Origin of the sequence: Chryseobacterium sp. KCF3-3, from assembly GCF_045865955.1 — a bacterium.
GTDB lineage: Bacteria > Bacteroidota > Bacteroidia > Flavobacteriales > Weeksellaceae > Chryseobacterium.
In genome coordinates this window covers 3,961,252-3,978,617 of sequence record NZ_AP035792.1, presented here as the reverse complement: position 1 = coordinate 3,978,617, position 17,366 = coordinate 3,961,252, and the positions used below count along the sequence as shown (strand labels likewise).

Here is a 17,366-nt window from a genome sequence, read left to right as displayed (position 1 = left end):
CACGCTAATTTTTATTTTAATTTAAAATTAGGTGTGATTTTAATGCCTAGCCAAGTCCAGGTTTGTAAGTTTTTGGGATCCGGAACATTTTTAATAAACTTCATGCTTTCCCCTGCGAACATAAATGAATGACCAAGATTTGCAGTGATCACTTTTCCAAATGTATGGGTAAAAACCATATCTAATTCGCTTCCTAAATAAGATGAATATTTTTTTCCTACGTTATTAAAACCCAATTTTCCGTTTGAAGTAAAGACATGGAAATTGGTTTGCAACTGAGAATTGGAACTGATTTTAAAATTTGATTTTAAATAATAATCATTCAGTCCAAAGCTGTTGAAATGACTGTTTCCCAGATAGAAATAATCCATAAACCCATTATACAAATGGTTGGTCCCGTACAAAGGGCTGAAAGATTTATTCTTACCGGCTTCAGTATCATAATTTTTCCCGGAAAGCCATTCTGTTCCTGCAACGATATTAAACTTTGGGTGAATTATAAAATCAGAATTGACAGAAAACTGGTAAGCAGATTTACTTTGGGACTGCGTATTTTTCCCGGTCTGGTAATATGCGGAACCGAAAAATCCTATATTTTCGAAATATTTTTTTGCATTTACTCCCAACGTCAGCATATCATAAGGTGTACCGGAAGGGTTCTGAAGCACATTATTCATTGCAATGGCTGAAAATTGAAATTTATCTTTTCCTGTATATTGATAATGGATGATTTGAAGAGATTTTGTGATTTCGCCACTCTCAGCAATGCTGTAGATTTCTTTTTCAGGGATATCATTAGCATCATTATCGTCATTATTATAAGTTACAACAGCCTCTATCTTTGAGTTTGGGTTGATCCTGTAAATTCCTTTCAACGCATCGAAACTTCTTCCCTGCATTGCCCAATCAAGCGCTCCCACTAAACGTTCGTTATCATAAGAAAGAATCTGTCTTCCGAGTTTCATTGCAAACCTGTCTGAAAACTGATATTTTGCCCAGGCCTCATTGAGAATGAAATTTTGGTTTTTACCTGCAGTACTAGTTGTTTCGCCCCATGTTCTTACATCCTGTGCGCTGATATAGACTTCCAGTTTTTTGTAATAATAATCAATTCCGAAACGGGCTCGTGAGAGAACCGTAGTTTCAGCAGATTTTCCTTTTGGGATTAATGTTTTTACACCATTATCCAATTCTCCTCTACTTCTCAGATCAAAATTTAATTTTAAACTATCGATTTGTGCATTCGCATGGCTGAAAGCCAGAACTAAAACTCCAGCCACTATTATTTTTTTTAACATCTTTAAACAATTTAAATTGCGTTTTTTTATTTATCTACAGGTCTAGCAAGGCCTTTCACAGCCTTTTCTTGTATAGAAATACCAATTCACAAAAGTGGCCATGACACAGCCTACAATGAGAAACCAGAAAAACAGGCGTGCATCACCGGAAATAGCTCGGGATTGGCTGATCAGTACGTTAAAAACAAACGGACCAAAGGCAGCCACAGCGGCTGTCCATCCGATCACACCTGCCGCTTTTCTGGGAGAATTTGAGAAAATCACAGGATATTGCTTAAATGTAGCGGCATTCCCAATTCCTGTAAAAAAGAATATACAAAGAATAATTGCTAAAAATGCCTTAAAATCATTTTTGCTGGTAGGGGTCAGATATCCGCCAAAAATCAAAGTCAGAAAAAGGAGAATTAAGCATAATCCTGTAAGTTGTGTAAGAAATGCACCGCCTATTTTATCGGCCACTTTTCCAAAAATAATTCTGGTAGCAGACCCGATAAGTGGTCCGTAAAATGCATATTGTAATGGATCTAAGTCTTTATCTAAAGGGACATACAGGTTTTTAATCATTAATGGAAAAGAGGCAGATAAACCTGCAAAGATTCCAAAAGTCATAATGTAGGTCATTGTACAATACAGGGTATGTTTATCCTTGAAAATATCCAGCTGTTCTCTGAAAGTAGCCATCACCGGAATACTTTTTAAAGAAAACCAAGCCCAGATACCTGTAATAAATAAAGGAACAACATAAATAAATGCAATATTCTCAAGATAAATTTTCTTTCCTGTAGCAATAATCGTTTCACCTCCTCCAAGGAACGAGAATATTGTCAAACTCATAATGAGAGGAGAAAGCAACTGCACAAGACTCACTCCGAAATTTCCAATTCCAGCCTGAATTCCCAATGCAGTTCCTGCTTCTTTTTTGGGGAAGAATAACGAAGTTGAAGGCATATAAGATGAAAAATCTCCACCACCAATTCCCATTAAAAAACCAATAACCATGAAATACTGGAAAGAGGTATTTGGGTCCATTACTGCAAACCCAAGCATGAGCAGAGGTATGATTTTAATAAAAGTAGTTATGGAAATTACTTTTTTGGTACCATAAATAGGAATGAGAAAGGTATTTACAATCCTTAATATACCACCAGCAAGGCCAGGCATTGCTGCAAGCCAGAAAAGCTGGTCATCTGAAAATTGGTAACCGATCTGTGGCAGTTTGATGACAATGACACTGTATAAAAACCATGTAGCAAAAGAAAAAAGTAAGGCAGTAGTAGTAATTGTAAGAGTTTTCCAGGCAATTTTTTTTCCTGTAGAGTTCCAGAACCCTTCGTCTGAAGGATCATAGTTGGATAACCATTCTGAGTTATTCATTTGTATTATTATTAAGTTAGAAATTTTTGTTTTATGATTAGTGTTCAATTTTATCTTTGATATGGGGAGCCTCCCGGTAGGTCATATTTTTAATAACATGATTCATCCATAAAAGAGAGACTGCTGAAATGATGAATACAAAGATCCATGAGCTGGTCCACAATCCCGAAAAATCAAGGAGATACCCAAAAAGAATAGGGCCGATAAAACCTCCCAGTCCTCCTATAAGTCCTACCATACCGCCAACAACACCTATTTCATTTGGGAAATATTCCGGGATGTATTTATAAACTGCTGCTTTACCAATCCCCCACATGATTCCCAGCAGAATAACCAAAACAGAAAATATCCAGATATGTGCTTCGAATTTGATCAGTGTATGCCCCTGAGCCAGCAGTTGTTTTTTAGATACTTGCTGATTTTGCTTTACCAGCACTTCCTGCCATGAAAAGGACTCGGGAAGTATGGACGTATGTTCAGGAATTTCAGGTTTGGATTTTATATTCAGAACCTCATCTCCTAATACAATTTTATGGGTTGAAACCTCAGCAATTACTCCAGTTTTCTTTGCGGTGATCCCCTTGCCCGGTGTCAATATATCCATCTTAGGAAGCATAAGAAAACCGCTCAGAATAAGAGAAGAATAAAGAACCCAATTCATTACTTTTCTTGCTCCGAATTTATCAGACAAATAACCACCAAAAGCTCTTATGACTCCACTTGGTAAGCTAAAAGCTGAGCTTAAAATCCCTCCAAGAATCAATGATGTTTTATAAACACTTACATAATAAGGAAGAAGCCATTGAGAAAATGCTACAAACAATCCGAAAACAAGAAAATAATAGAGTCCGAATCTCCATACTCTAAGCTTGGAAAGTGGAGCCAGAAGCTCTGACATTGTTTTATCCTGTACTTCAGCTTTTTTATTTTTAACGAAGAATAAAAAAATCAACCCGATCAGGATGAGTATAATTCCGTAAATAACTGGAAGCATTCTCCAGCCGTTTTCCGGATCAGTTGCAGACAGATAATTCAGTAAAGCGGGTGCAAAAAATGTAGTTAATGCAGCACCGGCATTTCCCATTCCGAAAATACCCAGCGCTCTTCCCTGCCATTCTTTTGGATACCATACAGAGGTAAAAGCAATTCCTACGGCAAATCCGGTTCCTATCATTCCGAATAAAGCACTTAATAAAAAATAAATCCAGTACGAATTCGCAAAATAAAGTAAGAACAAAGGAATACTGCAAAGTAACAGCAAGGATGCAAATACAGGTTTCCCTCCATACTTATCCGTTAGAATTCCTAAAGGCAGCCTCATGATAGAACCTGTAAGAATGGGAATTCCCAGAAGCCAGCCTGTTTCAACTACTGACCAGTTAAAAATACCATTATCAACCAGATAAGTTACCAATACCCCATTCATTGTCCAACAGGCAAAGCAGACTATGAATGCCAGAGTATTCAGGAAAAGGACTTTATGTGCCGTGGCTAGAGAGTTTTCAATCATCATCTATATTTTGAATTTCAAAATTACTTTTTAAATAAGACAAAAACATCTTATTTAAAATTATTTTTTGATTCCTGTCAAAAATCATAATCATTATCTTTAACAATAATATTTCACATTCATTAGAAAAAAAGAGATTATGAAATGTAAATCTGATAGAATCACATAAAAAAAAAACTTATAATGAGTAGAATACCTTAAAACTCACTTTACTTTACAGTTACTTTATTTCAGGTATGATTTTGTATTTTTGTATTTTAGATATTATTCTTAGTTTTAATAATTAGATAAAATAATGCTGATATTTTCATATACATGCCAATACGCCATCAAAGCCTGTATTGTGCTGGCCTCCGAGAGAAAAAAAACAGGAATAATTGATATCTCTGAGCAAATTGGTACGCCTACTCATTTCACCTCAAAAATTCTTCAGCAGCTTACCAAGAAACAACTGATTTCTTCCGGAAGAGGAAAAGGAGGAGGATTTTATCTTAATGATGAGCAGTTTGAAAAACTAACCATTCAGGATATATACGAAAGCCTTGAAAGAGAAGGAGTTCTAACTTCATGTCTTTTAGGACTTAAAATCTGCAGCAGCGAAAATCCCTGTCCTATTCATGATATGGCTGTTGCAGTGAAAGAAAAGGTTAAAATAATTTTCGAGTATAAAATTAAAGATTTAAAAGATCTCGGAAGTGTAATGAAAATGATGGAATATCCCGGTTAAGCTCATTGGTTAAAAAAATCATCTGATAACCAGTTTTTTATGAGCATAATCTTCAAACTCATTTTCGTTATGACTGATCACAAAAAAGATTGATCCCTGGTTGATAGAAGTTTTCACAATTTCATCTTTCATTATCTTCCTCATTGAAGGATCAACAGCTGAAAAAGGTTCGTCTAAGAGGGCAACCCTGGCATTCTGAACCAATGTTCTTGCCAGCGCAACTCTTTGCTGCTGACCACCGGAAAGCCTGGAAGAAACTGTATTTTTCAGATTTTCCAGATTAAATATTTTCAAAAGATGATTAATGATCTCTTCATTCTTCTTTTTCTGTGCAAATTCAATATTTTTCTTTACAGTCATGTTGGGAAACAAAGCATAGTTCTGAAACATCAATGCAATATCACGTTTTTGAGGTGACAGAAAGGTTTTGCCTTTTGTATCCGTTAAAACCGTATTATTTACTGTAATGAGTCCGGAATCCGGAGTAATTAATCCTGATACAATTTTAAAAAAAGTAGTTTTTCCAATTCCCGAATCTCCGGAAACATGGATAATACTTCCCGCTTCAAACTGCTCATTAATCTCAAGAAACTGATTTCCCGAGGAGATAAAAATCTGGTGCTTTATATGAATATCAATCATCGGAATGTTGTCATATTAACTTTACGGTTGTGGCAATATGTCCTTCGTCTACAAATTGCCTACAATATTGAATACTTATAAAACTTTAAGAAATTACTTTTTTCTTATTCATATGAGATATATTTTTTAGTTAAAACGGCAAATTCAGTTACCTTAATAGATTTGGTTTCCTGTAGTTAATCAATTATTTTTTAGACCGGAATATATCCTAAATAAAATTTTATTTTTCTAATTCTTTTTTGGATTTTTTTTCATTTTCTAAAGAAATACTCAGAGGGATGATTATATTATTTTACACTCTTTCCCATTAGCAGGTTTATGATGAATCCACCACCTGTAATGAGAAAATAGAGCTCCTCATATGTTCTCAGATAATTATAAATACATATAATTAGTTTTCCATCACACCTACATAGCCAGATGATAACTTCTGAAATTAATAGTCCAAAAGTAATTTAAATAACTAAAATTTTATAACTTATCTAGTTTGATAGATAATCAGATATAATATCTAATTATCTTAGAGAAGAAAGGAAAAATATACAATCCTTATTCTAGTTCTAGATGCTTCAGAATTTTTTCATCCTTAATTTGATATGGGATATTTCCCAAAATATATTCTAAAGATTCTATTCTTGCTTTTGACTTTTTATTAGCTTTAAAAATTTTCCATGGTGCAAATTCTGTACAGGTATCCTTAAACATTCTTTCTTTGTAAAGAGTATATTTATCCCAAAGCTCAAGAGCTTTTTGGTCTACACTGCTGTACTTCCATTTTTTTAGCGGGTTGTTGATGATCTCATTAAAGCGTTTTTCCTGCTCTTCTTTGGAAATGGAAAAATATAGTTTCAACAGGTAAATCTCTGAATGAATGATCATTTTCTCGAATTCGTTTACCTGTGCCATAAACATTTCATATTCGTTCTCTGTACAGAAGTTATTCACGGGCTCTACCACAGCACGGTTGTACCAACTTCTGTCGAAAAAAACAATTTCACCAGCTTTGGGCAGCTGATTGATGTAGCGTTGGAAATACCATTGTCCCTGTTCTGTTTCATCAGGTTTAGGCAGTGCTACAATTCTGTGCTGGCGGGGGTTCAGATTTTCTGTAATTCTCCGTATGGCACCTCCCTTACCTGCGGCATCGCGTCCTTCAAAAATAATAATCACCCTCTTTTTATGCTCTGCCACCCAGTTCTGCATTTTGATAAGTTCTTCCTGAAGCTTGGCAACGCGCTGTTCATATTTCAAAAAGCTTTCTGCTTTATTGGGATCTAAAGTTGAGTTCTGAAGAAGGGCGTACAGTCCTTTTTTGGTATTCAGTATTTTATGTTGTTCTTTTGAAATTTCCATATTTTTATCATTTGATGTTATTAAAGATCTATTTGTTTAATCATTCTGAAGTAACGCTGTATTACGTTAGGATCTGGATTGATACCTATTGTAGCTTTATCTTTTCCCGTATAATTGAATTGTGAGAGTACATAGCGGATAGCCTCCAACCTTGCTTTCTGCTTATTATCCGATCTTACAATAATCCAAGGAGAGAATGCATTGTGCGTCCTGCTGAGCATCTGATCTTTGTAATAGGTGAAACTGTCCCATAACTCCTGTCCTTTCTGATCTACAGGGCTGTATTTCCACATTTTAAGCGGGTTTTTAAGCCTTCTGTTGAACCTGTAAAGCTGCTGGTCTTTGCTTACAGAAAACCAAAATTTTATAATGGTAGTTCCTGCTTCATATAGCATATGCTCAAACTCAGGAACCTGTACCATAAAAGATTCGTACTGCTCGGGAGAACAAAAGCCCATTACAGGTTCCACCACCGCACGGTTGTACCAGCTTCGGTCAAAGAAAACCATTTCGCCGGCATTGGGGAGTTCTTTCACATAGCGGCGGAAATACCATTGTTCCCTTTCTATATCCGTAGGCTTATTAAGGGCCACCAGACGCATAGCTCTTGGGTTAAGATGTTCAGCAAAACGCTTTATGGTTCCTCCTTTTCCGGAAGCATCACGCCCTTCAAAAATAATAGCTACTTTTTTTCCGGTTTCTTTGATCCAGTTTTGAAGATTCACCAGTTCAGCCTGAAGCAGGCGAAGTTCTTCCTCATAAAGATATTTTTCTAAAACATCATTATACATTACATTTCCGGCTTTGTTTGAATGTAAAAAACCGAGCAGTTCTTTCCTTTCATTGAAGTTTTGAAAGTCAATAATTTCCATCATATTATGTTTTTACAAATTATTTATTAAATTTAGAACATTTGTGAAAATTTCACAAAAATAAAACACTGACTTTTAGCATCTTTTGGATAATTTCAGAAAACAGAAAAGTTGATAAAAATCAGGAACTTACATACCATTCCAGAGACATTTCTTCGCTAACTTTGAGATAAGAAAAAGCCCATAGATTGTTGTTTTTTCATGAAAATTTCTCAGAATAATTAAAACAAAATGTTATGAAACAAAGAGTCCCTGTTTCCCAGATTATGACTAAAGATCTGGTAACCATTAATCCTACACAATCCCTGCATGAAGCTGAAATTCTGTTTAAAAAAAATAAGATCAGGCATATTCCTGTGGTGGAGAATCAAAAGTTATTAGGCGTGTTAAGCTATTCCGATTTATTAAAGATCAGCTATGCTGATGTAGAAGATCTGGATGAAGCTGAAGATGTTCCGGTATCCGCAGTAGTATATGATGTATTCAGTATTCCTCAGGTGATGACCAAAGCTCCCGTTATTGTAGATCCGGAGACTACTATTAAAGAGGTAGTGGAGATCTTGTCTGAGCACAGTTTTCATTCTGTTCCTATAGTGGAAAATGGTGACCTGAAAGGTATTGTAACCACTACGGATATTTTAAAATACCTGTTGCAGCAATATTAAAGATGATATAAAAACAACTATTTCGAGGTGATTTTTTTTTAATGCATTCCTTCAATTTTCATGGAAGTTTATTTCATAAAATTGAAGGTTTTTTTGTTAAAGCTATTTAATGTATTTACTTATTTCTATGGATAAAAAAAACGGAACAATTGAAGTTGTTCCGCCAACGCAAATAATGTCAAAAGTCCGTTGCAGACTTTATGTAAAGAAAAACAGGGGAATAATTAGAAAGAGTTTCCCCACAAAATGAAAAAAAAAATTACTCTCTATTTAAGGTTTCCAGAAAGACCAAACCGTCTCATTGAATACCGAGACTAAGTACTGTTTTTCTCATTAGATTTATAGAAATAATTAGATTGTTTTTGTTATGTTATTACAGAAAAAGTTGATCAATATTGATGTACTATAAGCAGTTAAATTTCTAATATTTTTTTGTACACTTTTAAAAGGTATTTCTTATCTTCTAAATTGCTTAAGCTACCCATAATCTGTTCGGTTACCATATGGATATCATCCTCATCAGCATACTTGTTAATATTATTCTGCATCCAAAACCAACACGCAGAAATTAATGCCCATTCAGGTTCAGCTAATAAATCAGGGTTAGAAACAAAATCCACATTCAATGAATTTGAAATCAGCTGATAATTTGATCTTCCAGTAAGTTTAAATGGATTTCGAACACCTAAACTCAATTCTACTCTGGAATATATACTCCTGATAAACAACAAGTTGGCGATAAATAAAAAAGGACAAACCATTATAAAATAGTTTATCCGTTTATTGTGACCTCACTGGTACAAAGCTCGAACTCTTTGTTGGAAGATTTAAGAAAACTAAATGCTCTTGATAATACATTTACATCCTAAACAAATGCCAATACTTATAATATTATAATAATTAAGCAATTACATATACCATTTAAATAAATATAAGTACTATTCTTTAGCAGACTAAAAGAAAATATGCCGATATGATCTTTAAATAATTGATCTAAAAATATTTTTTGTAATATAAGTGCTTATTAAATTCTGCCATGTAAAATGAAAGGCTTCCGCAATGACAGGCTAAGTGGGATATTTAAATTCTCTAAAAGAAAATGAAAATTATGTAATAGTTAATATGAGTATCACTTTTTATAAACCAAAATCAGATCTATTAAGCCAATATATTGAGGGATTTTATTTTATTTCTGAACATGATACCCTAAAATCAAATCAATATTGGACATTTCCAAGTAATTTCTGCCTTGCAACGATTTGTCAGGACACAGAGTTAATTCCTGAAAAAAACAAAATCACAATAAGGAGATCAATTATTAAAAGGATTGATTCATTTCTATTCTACAACATTTCCAAGCCCATTAACGTTACTTACAGGGAACCTAGAAATGAACTTACAATATATTTCAAACCCCTTGCAATTTTTCATTTTTTCCCTAAAGTGTTTTTATCATCAGCTACAGACCATTTGGAGAATTTCAAACCATACCCTGATTACCAGACTAAAATGCAAGATCTATTGAAAATAAATAACAAAGATGAACAAGCAAATATTTTAGAAAATTATCTTATCTCCAAACTTTGTAGTCCGAAGCTCGAAACGATTCAAAACATACTTCAAAAAATTGAAGAAGGATGGAAATTAAATGATATTGCTGAATCAATGGGTATATCCAGGCAATATCTCCATAGGATGTTTTTAAAATATACGGGAAAGTCTCCATCTCTGTATAAAAGAATACATCGCTTCAGGCAAGTTACCTCTTCCTTGCAAACCAATGAAAAATTTATTTCACTATCGCACGAAAATTTATTTTTTGACCAGCCCCATTTTAACAGGGAATTCAAAGCGCTAACGGGGGTTGTTCCTACCATATTTTTCAAAAATATTAATGTTTCAAAAGATATGCTCTGGCTTTTTGTTTAATGGTTTACATTCATACAATGTTCAAGGTATTTGTATCTATAATTTTGTACTTATGAACAATAGACAAGAATACCTGTTTATGAAATTAAATTATTATAATCACCCACAAAATTGTGCGGATCTAGCCACAGCTTGTAAAAAATTTATAGCAACTGCAATTCTGCATGAACCAAAAAAATTTATAGCCCCATGGATATAACAATTGGTTATTTGGCAAAATAGAGCATGACTGTTCAATAATTACGACAAAAAGAAAAAGGAAATAATGAACAACCACTATATTTTTTTTAATATGATAAGATCCTTTCTGGTAAGATTACTATTTATTCTTGGGGGAACATTAACTTTTGGACAATCGGTTAAATTGTCTGTCATAAGAAAACAACTGCATATTCTTGAGAAGGAGAATTACTTTAATGGTGTTGTTTTGATTGCCAGAGGTGATAAAACGATCTATAAGAAAGCTTTCGGATATGCTAATATAGCTGACAAAATTCCCAATAAAGTAAATACCAAATTTAATTTGGCTTCTATGAATAAAATGTTTACGGGTTTAGCCATTATGCAATTGGTAGAAAAGGGAAAGATTTTGCTAAATGACAGAGTTGGTAAATATTTACCCGAATTCCCCAATAAACTAGTAGCCGATTCCGTTACCATTCATCAATTATTGACACACACTTCCGGAATGGGAAACTTTTGGGCCGAACACGACAAACTAGCGAAAGAAAAGTTTAAAGCGGTAAGCGATTATTTGCCACTTTACGTACAACAGGAATTACTATTTTCTCCTGGGAAAGGTTTTCAATACAGCAATTCGGGATACATGGTTTTAGGACTGATCATTGAAAAAGTTTCTGGATTAAGTTATTTCGATTATGTAAGAACTTATATTTTCAAACCCGCAAAAATGAAGGATACAGATTCTTATGATTTGGAAGAGGCATTCCCGAATATGGCAATAGGATATACAATGCTATTGGAAAAACCAGGGCATTGGAAAAACAATATGTATAGCAATGTAACCAAAGGCACGCCGGCAGGTGGAGGATATTCAACAGCAGAGGATCTGTTGAGATTTTCCATGGCTCTTCAACAAAACACGTTACTGAGGAAAGAATTTACACAGCTGTATTCCACTGGTAAAGTAAAATATAAAGAAGGTTCTTACGCTTATGGTATTGTTGAGAGTTTTTTAAACGGTCAAAGAATGCTTGGACATACAGGCGGACATTTTGGAATAGCAAACGAACTGATGATTTTCCCTGAGTCTGGCTATACTGTTGTAATTTTAACAAACGGAGAAGTTGAAAATTATTGGGAAATTTCCAATCTCATTAAAAAGCAATTAACAGGAAGTACAAATGCAACAGATAACTTTTTCTATACAAAAGATATTATCCGGACAGTGAAAAAAAAGGGTCTTTCTGCCGGAATAAAAAAATTAGAGGGTGATTCACACAAAAAATATATCCTTAAGGAGAATTTAATAGAAAGATATGGGCAAAAGTTTCTCTTCGAAAAAAAATATATTCAGGCAATTGATCTGTTTCAGCTGTCTACTACTCAGTTTCCTGATTCCGCCACACCTTATTACAACTTGAGTGAAGCTTATAGATTATCTCATCAAAAGGAAAAAGCCATTGAATCTTTGAAAATCTATTTAAAGAGAGAGCCACAGGATAAAGAGGCTGAGATTAAGTATGAAAATTTAAAAAGCGGTAAATAGTTACTCTAAAATAATTAAAGATAATATTAAATCTTTTTTCTCATTTTTTCCAAAATGACTATCTCTGAATACACTTATTTCATCAAAAGTTTGTTCTTTACTTGAAAGAAGTTTTGTTTGTTAAGTAATTCGCTTTGAATGTAAGAAACCAAACCAAGAAAACTTCAAAACCTTAATGAGAAATCGGACTTTTGAAAAACATCATGATAAAATATAAAGGCATTTAAAAAAAATTATCCCAGGCGACTATGGAATATAGCTTAAAAATCCAGATATAAATATTCAAGAATCAACACATTGATGTACAACATGCAGGTATAAAAAGAGGCAACTATTTGATAGTTGTCTCTTTAGTGGGAGAGTGAGGGATTGCCACCCGTGCTTCTATCAAAATGTAAACCAAACAGTTACAAATTGAAAATCGAAAGATGCCACATATGGGCCACTCGCTCGTATATCTTGTTAATTCTCCTAAAATCTTAATTACAATAAATTAAGTTCATTAGGCAAATATAAGCATTTTTAGCTAAAACCCTTAATTCTTAGATATTTGAATTTTTCACATAAATCCCTCTCACTGGGCTGAGAGGCCGGCCAGTCGAACACCTAATACCCCTCTTTAGTTTTCTAAGCAACATTAAATAACTGATGTACATACATCTTAGTACAGTAAAATGCCAAATTCTCTTTTATTAATATAACACAATTAATACATATAAATATAGGCTCATATTTGACGTGCTTATTAAAGAATAATTGAGAATATCCTTCAAAATGTAATAGGTTCTAGCTACCTCATCATATAAATCAAGACAATCAATGTTCTGACTACCCTCCAAAATATGGTATGTCTCAACGGAGAAAGAACGAATATTCGACGAGTATGTGTTGTGATTACCCTTCAAATTGTGGTATGTTCCAACAGCCAATGCACCCGTCTTATGTCAAATTTCGTTGTGAATACCCTTCAAAATGTGATACGTCCCAACCACTTATAAAAACAAAACAACGAATAAAGAGTTGTGAATACCCTTCAAAATGTGATACGTCCCAACTTTCGGTATGTGAGCATCATTTTGTAACCAGTTGTGAATACCCTTCAAAATGTGATACGTCCCAACCACTTATAAAAACAAAACAACGAATAAAGAGTTGTGAATACCCTTCAAAATGTGATACGTCCCAACCCATCGGTCGACCGGGTAGTAGGGTTAACCGTTGTGAATACCCTTCAAAATGTGATACGTCCCAACGACCAGTTTATAAACAAAGCAACTTTAAGGTTGTAAATACGCTTCAAACTGTAATACGTTCCAACAAAACTAGCTGCCTTAATAGGTGGATAATAGCTGTGAATACCCTCCAAACTGTGATATGTCTCAACTTAGTGTTGTTTTAGCATGGGTACCAAATTGTTATGAATACTCCTCAAGCTGTAATACGTCCCAACATTTCAAACAATTAAATCAAAAATATTATGGTTGTGAATACCCTTCAAACTGTGATATGTGCCAACCAAACTAAATTAGAGATATGAAAGAATTTAGTTGTGAATACCCTTAAAATGTGATACGTCCTAACTTCATGCTCAAACGACCGAGATGAAGATGTACTGTGAATATCCTTCAAATTGTGATACGTACCAACACTTAAAGAAAACTAGCCATGAGTCACCAAGCTGTGAATACCCTTCAAATTGTAATACGTCCCAACATTGATATGATTAATTGTTATTGAATTACATTGTAAATACAAGATTTACCTATATCATCACCTTTTTAAATTCATTAATAGCATACTTTGTAAAATTCAGATAAACTAATGCTGCAGAGGGCTCATCTGCAAATCCATATTTCTCCCTAATATAAAAATAAAATTCTTTTGCCGGAAGTTGATTGTGAGCAAATTTATTTCGAATAGCTGTCACTAAAAAAGCCAATTGTACCAATTCAGACTTAGTTTCTAAAACATCTGCATCCAGATTATTAAAATCTGCATTGTACTCAAACCAAATATCTTCACCGTGACTATATAATCCTGCAGATTTTCTTAAAATTCCATTAACAATATATATTTTAAACTTTGGGTTCCCGTTATCTTCTAATTGAGCGGGATGATTAACGCCATCCCATCCTGATCGAGATAAAATTTCAGATTCGAATTGCTGAATTTCTTTGAATAGTTTTTCCCGTCTTATCACCTCATAAGAATTTTCACCAATAGAAAACTCATTTTCTAATGCATTCTTACTCCAGGGTTTTGCATCATCATAAGATAAAAGCGTCTGCACTTTATCATTTAATGATAAAACATTTAACTTCCCGATGTCTTTTAGTTTAACAGTATTCTCAATTATCTGTCCATTTTTATATCGAACCGTTTTGCTCCATATAAAATTGTCTTTTATGATGTTTGGGCTTTTGTCACCTTCCTTCCGTACACTTTGTAGAGCAGCCGTATTTTCCTTTTCTATTCTTTCTTCCTGAGTTAAGTAGAAATCGCTTAAAGGAAGTGTTGCGGAATACTTAAAGACTTTTTGAAACAAATTCTCAGCAATAAGTTTCAGAAACAGATCCTGTATCTTAATTTTTTTGATTTTAAGATCCTGTTTTATAATAATACGCTCTTTTAACTCCTCCATACCAAGAGTTCTCCTTTCACCATTATTAATAAAAGGTTTTTCAAGATGTTCTAAAAAAATATCACTGTAATCACGTTTCCAATCATAAAATTTCTGAAATTGATGATCTTTTTGATAACCATATTGATACCAGTTTGCAAAGGATTCCAGGCTATCTTCAACCCTAACATTTTTAATAAAAGTTGGTTTTTTATCAAAAATACCTCTTGGAAAAATAAAGGGTTTGGACAAAATTTTATTTTTCTCTGTCTGTAAATCTTCTATAATATAATGACGCTTCTCGAATAAGTCTTTTGGTATCTGCTGCTTAATAAACTTTTGAAGATTTTTAGCATTGGAAGTATACTGAACAATGTGTTCAGATAGAGAAGAAAAATATTTCTTTCTTCCATTCAAATAGTCATTATAAAAAGCATCAAAAAATTTATTTTCCGTAAAACTCTTTAATATCCATTCATTCCAGATTATCTTTTCATCTTTTAAATTCCAACTACTTTCTAGGATTGCCAGTGCTTCTTTGGGCCGTGAGTTATAGAAAGCTAATGACTGTTGCAACTGGCTATGCTGGTAGCCTTTCCATTCTTTTCGCACATCTGCCGGCATAAAACGTTTGATATCATCGGCGAGCCATATGGCTTCCCTACTTAGCTCAGAATTTGTAAATATAAACTTCCTGATATATTTACCCTCTTTCTTTTGTTTAAGAGCTTCCCTGTTATCCGAGATTATCTTCAGCTTTTGCTCTGTAACAAGCAGTTCTTTTGTCACTAGTTGAAGTAATTTATCTGTATTTATAATTCTTTCTCCTTTATTGCATCGCAGCCTTCGGCTTATCTGAGAAGCAGGAAGCGAATTTTTAGGATTATAATTTTTAATGACTTCCTGTCTTTCATTGAGCTTGTCTTTTATTATTCGTTCAATTTCTGCAGGCTCCTTATTATTTACTAATATTTCATATAAAAGAGCGGGAATTTCGTTTAAGGATAGAAGCGCGATCGGTTCTTCCTGGTTTAGTACTGATTTGTTACCGACCATCTGGGTTATTTCAAACTTTCTCTTTTTCTCAGCACCTCTTATTTTTAATTCGTCCGGCGCTTGGGCTCTTCTCAGTTTTTTAAAATCGGCAATCTCCTTTTTAAGACCCGTATCAACAGAAATATGAATGGGTATGTTATTATTGATAAATACATAAGATGGCTTAGGAAATATTTCCCATCCGGTTTCTTCATGTTTATCTGAAATCGAACTGAGGTACTGAGCCTTATAAGAGGAGATTTCCGAAAGTCTTCCGAAAACTTTTATACGGTCCTTAACTACCCTTTCCGTCTGGAATGTTGTCCCATCAATATTTTTTATCCTCCTGTCATGGACATAGTTTCCCACATGAACCTGAAACCTTAGCGAAGGGAATTTCACAAATTCATCTAGAAACCGAATAGCAAAATAGTTGAACTTACTTTCATAGCGTTTACGAATGACAGGATGAATGACTTTAGCTTCTTCCAAACTAAAATCCTGATTGCCTTCCTTAACGTACTCATTAATATCTTCTATAAATTTGTCTCTGGTGTCCTTATCAAACGCGCAATAAAGCTCATCTGGAACTTTACTGAGCTCATCAGTGATCTGAACGAGTAATGTTTCTTCGTGAAATTCAGTGGATAACTTCGATTTGAGTCCTTTAAAACATAGATAGGAAAAAACCCAGTGGGTAGCCATAAATTTAAGACCATTTACCTTTCCATCTTCATCTATTACCACTTTAGCCTTAAATCCTTTAATTCTACTTCTTAGATCTTCAATTTCCTTCCTCTTAAGAAACATACTGAGAAGAAATAAAAGGCCGCTTTGAGAGATTTCAATACCGTTTTCAGCCGGTTCGAAGGAAGTCAGTGCTGAACTGTAAGTGAGCTTTGTTTTAAAAGACTCACCGTCTTTATATATTAAATGATTGAAAGCGTTGTTAAGGACACCATTTTTAATTCCCAGCTGATCATGTATGTTAACCTTTTTCCCTTGTCGCTTCAATTCTTTTAATCTCTCCAGCTGCAGCTCATACCCGTTTTGCAGTTCTTCTGATAAGGATTTACTTAACAATTGTCTGGTCTTATCATCTTTCATCTTCTGGTCTCTCACTTCCTTAGCTGTTCTGGCAAAAATATCATCCAAAAGAATAAAAAGAGAAACATCAAAATCTAAAGGCTTGTGATAATAATGCGTATAAAAATTTCTTAGTTGATCAATTGATTTAAAAAGTGTAGTAAGATCTGATCTGAACTTTGCTCTATTATTTGGGTTATTGATAAAATCAACAACCGGGAAATAAATTTTTAAAAAGGACACTCTCTTTTGAAAATCGTTGTCGGGGAGATTATCCTTTAGAGAGACATCAGCAAACTGCTTCGCATCAACATCACCAACTTTAAATTTTTCTGAAAAAGCTCTTAGTACAGTCTTAATATTGTTCTCTGCTAAATTTAAGAATCCTCCAAAAAAATATTTGTCTTGTATTTTAGAATGATCATAGGAAATTCCTTGACCGATTGTTTGGGTTTCCATAGGTGTTTATTAATAGATATAAATAAATTATTCAACAAGAAAAATCAAGAATAAAATACCATCGACT

12 protein-coding genes are annotated in these 17,366 nt (G+C 33.9%); 4 read left to right on the top strand and 8 right to left on the bottom strand.

Going from position 1 to position 17,366, the window contains the following annotated elements:
• Window positions 1–11: 11 nt before the first annotated feature.
• The 3 genes from ACKTTZ_RS17800 to ACKTTZ_RS17790 are packed head-to-tail and all read right to left on the bottom strand — an operon-like array spanning window position 12 to window position 4,185.
• Window positions 12–1,298, bottom strand: coding sequence for an alginate export family protein (locus ACKTTZ_RS17800; RefSeq protein WP_253317740.1), 1,287 nt, complete (start codon window positions 1,296–1,298; stop codon window positions 12–14).
• A 42-nt stretch (window positions 1,299–1,340) separates the two neighbouring features.
• Window positions 1,341–2,672 (bottom strand): MFS transporter, encoded by a 1,332-nt coding sequence (locus ACKTTZ_RS17795; protein WP_253317739.1) that lies wholly within the window; start codon window positions 2,670–2,672, stop codon window positions 1,341–1,343.
• Between the two features lie 37 nt (window positions 2,673–2,709).
• Window positions 2,710–4,185, bottom strand: coding sequence for a nitrate/nitrite transporter (locus ACKTTZ_RS17790; protein WP_253317738.1), 1,476 nt, complete (start codon window positions 4,183–4,185; stop codon window positions 2,710–2,712).
• A 292-nt stretch (window positions 4,186–4,477) separates the two neighbouring features.
• On the opposite strand from ACKTTZ_RS17790, the gene ACKTTZ_RS17785 reads away from it, so the two are divergent.
• Entirely contained in the window at window positions 4,478–4,909 is a 432-nt protein-coding gene (locus ACKTTZ_RS17785) for an Rrf2 family transcriptional regulator (RefSeq protein WP_253317737.1), read from the top strand.
• An 18-nt stretch (window positions 4,910–4,927) separates the two neighbouring features.
• Here the strand turns inward: ACKTTZ_RS17785 and ACKTTZ_RS17780 are convergent, their stop codons facing one another.
• The 3 genes from ACKTTZ_RS17780 to ppk2 (ACKTTZ_RS17770) all read right to left on the bottom strand — a co-directional run bounded on the left by ACKTTZ_RS17780 (window position 4,928) and on the right by ppk2 (ACKTTZ_RS17770) (window position 7,779).
• The gene (locus ACKTTZ_RS17780; protein ID WP_407846213.1) at window positions 4,928–5,551 is read right to left on the bottom strand and encodes an ATP-binding cassette domain-containing protein; all 624 of its coding nucleotides are present in this window, start codon (window positions 5,549–5,551) and stop codon (window positions 4,928–4,930) included.
• Between the two features lie 549 nt (window positions 5,552–6,100).
• On the bottom strand, window positions 6,101–6,904 hold the full coding sequence (gene ppk2, locus ACKTTZ_RS17775) for a polyphosphate kinase 2 (RefSeq protein WP_034698754.1): 804 nt from the start codon (window positions 6,902–6,904) through the stop codon (window positions 6,101–6,103).
• A 20-nt stretch (window positions 6,905–6,924) separates the two neighbouring features.
• Complete coding sequence (ppk2, locus tag ACKTTZ_RS17770) at window positions 6,925–7,779, bottom strand: polyphosphate kinase 2 (RefSeq protein WP_407846212.1); 855 nt, start codon at window positions 7,777–7,779, stop codon at window positions 6,925–6,927.
• A gap of 233 nt (window positions 7,780–8,012) precedes the next feature.
• Between ppk2 (ACKTTZ_RS17770) and ACKTTZ_RS17765 the strand changes: the two genes are divergently transcribed.
• Window positions 8,013–8,441: a CBS domain-containing protein gene (locus ACKTTZ_RS17765; protein WP_407846211.1), complete on the top strand. Its 429-nt coding sequence runs from the start codon at window positions 8,013–8,015 to the stop codon at window positions 8,439–8,441.
• Window positions 8,442–8,854: 413 nt separating this feature from the next.
• Here ACKTTZ_RS17765 and ACKTTZ_RS17760 read toward each other — a convergent pair whose 3' ends face one another.
• The gene (locus ACKTTZ_RS17760; protein ID WP_407846210.1) at window positions 8,855–9,202 is read right to left on the bottom strand and encodes a glycoside hydrolase family 19 protein; all 348 of its coding nucleotides are present in this window, start codon (window positions 9,200–9,202) and stop codon (window positions 8,855–8,857) included.
• A gap of 361 nt (window positions 9,203–9,563) precedes the next feature.
• Between ACKTTZ_RS17760 and ACKTTZ_RS17755 the strand changes: the two genes are divergently transcribed.
• Together ACKTTZ_RS17755 and ACKTTZ_RS17750 are read left to right on the top strand one after the other, a co-directional pair.
• Complete coding sequence (locus ACKTTZ_RS17755; protein WP_407846209.1) at window positions 9,564–10,370, top strand: helix-turn-helix transcriptional regulator; 807 nt, start codon at window positions 9,564–9,566, stop codon at window positions 10,368–10,370.
• Window positions 10,371–10,662: 292 nt separating this feature from the next.
• Complete coding sequence (locus tag ACKTTZ_RS17750) at window positions 10,663–12,099, top strand: serine hydrolase (protein ID WP_407846208.1); 1,437 nt, start codon at window positions 10,663–10,665, stop codon at window positions 12,097–12,099.
• Between the two features lie 1,762 nt (window positions 12,100–13,861).
• Here the strand turns inward: ACKTTZ_RS17750 and cas13b are convergent.
• Window positions 13,862–17,299, bottom strand: coding sequence for a type VI-B CRISPR-associated RNA-guided ribonuclease Cas13b (cas13b, locus tag ACKTTZ_RS17745; RefSeq protein WP_407846207.1), 3,438 nt, complete (start codon window positions 17,297–17,299; stop codon window positions 13,862–13,864).
• Between the last annotated feature and the right edge of the window lie 67 nt (window positions 17,300–17,366).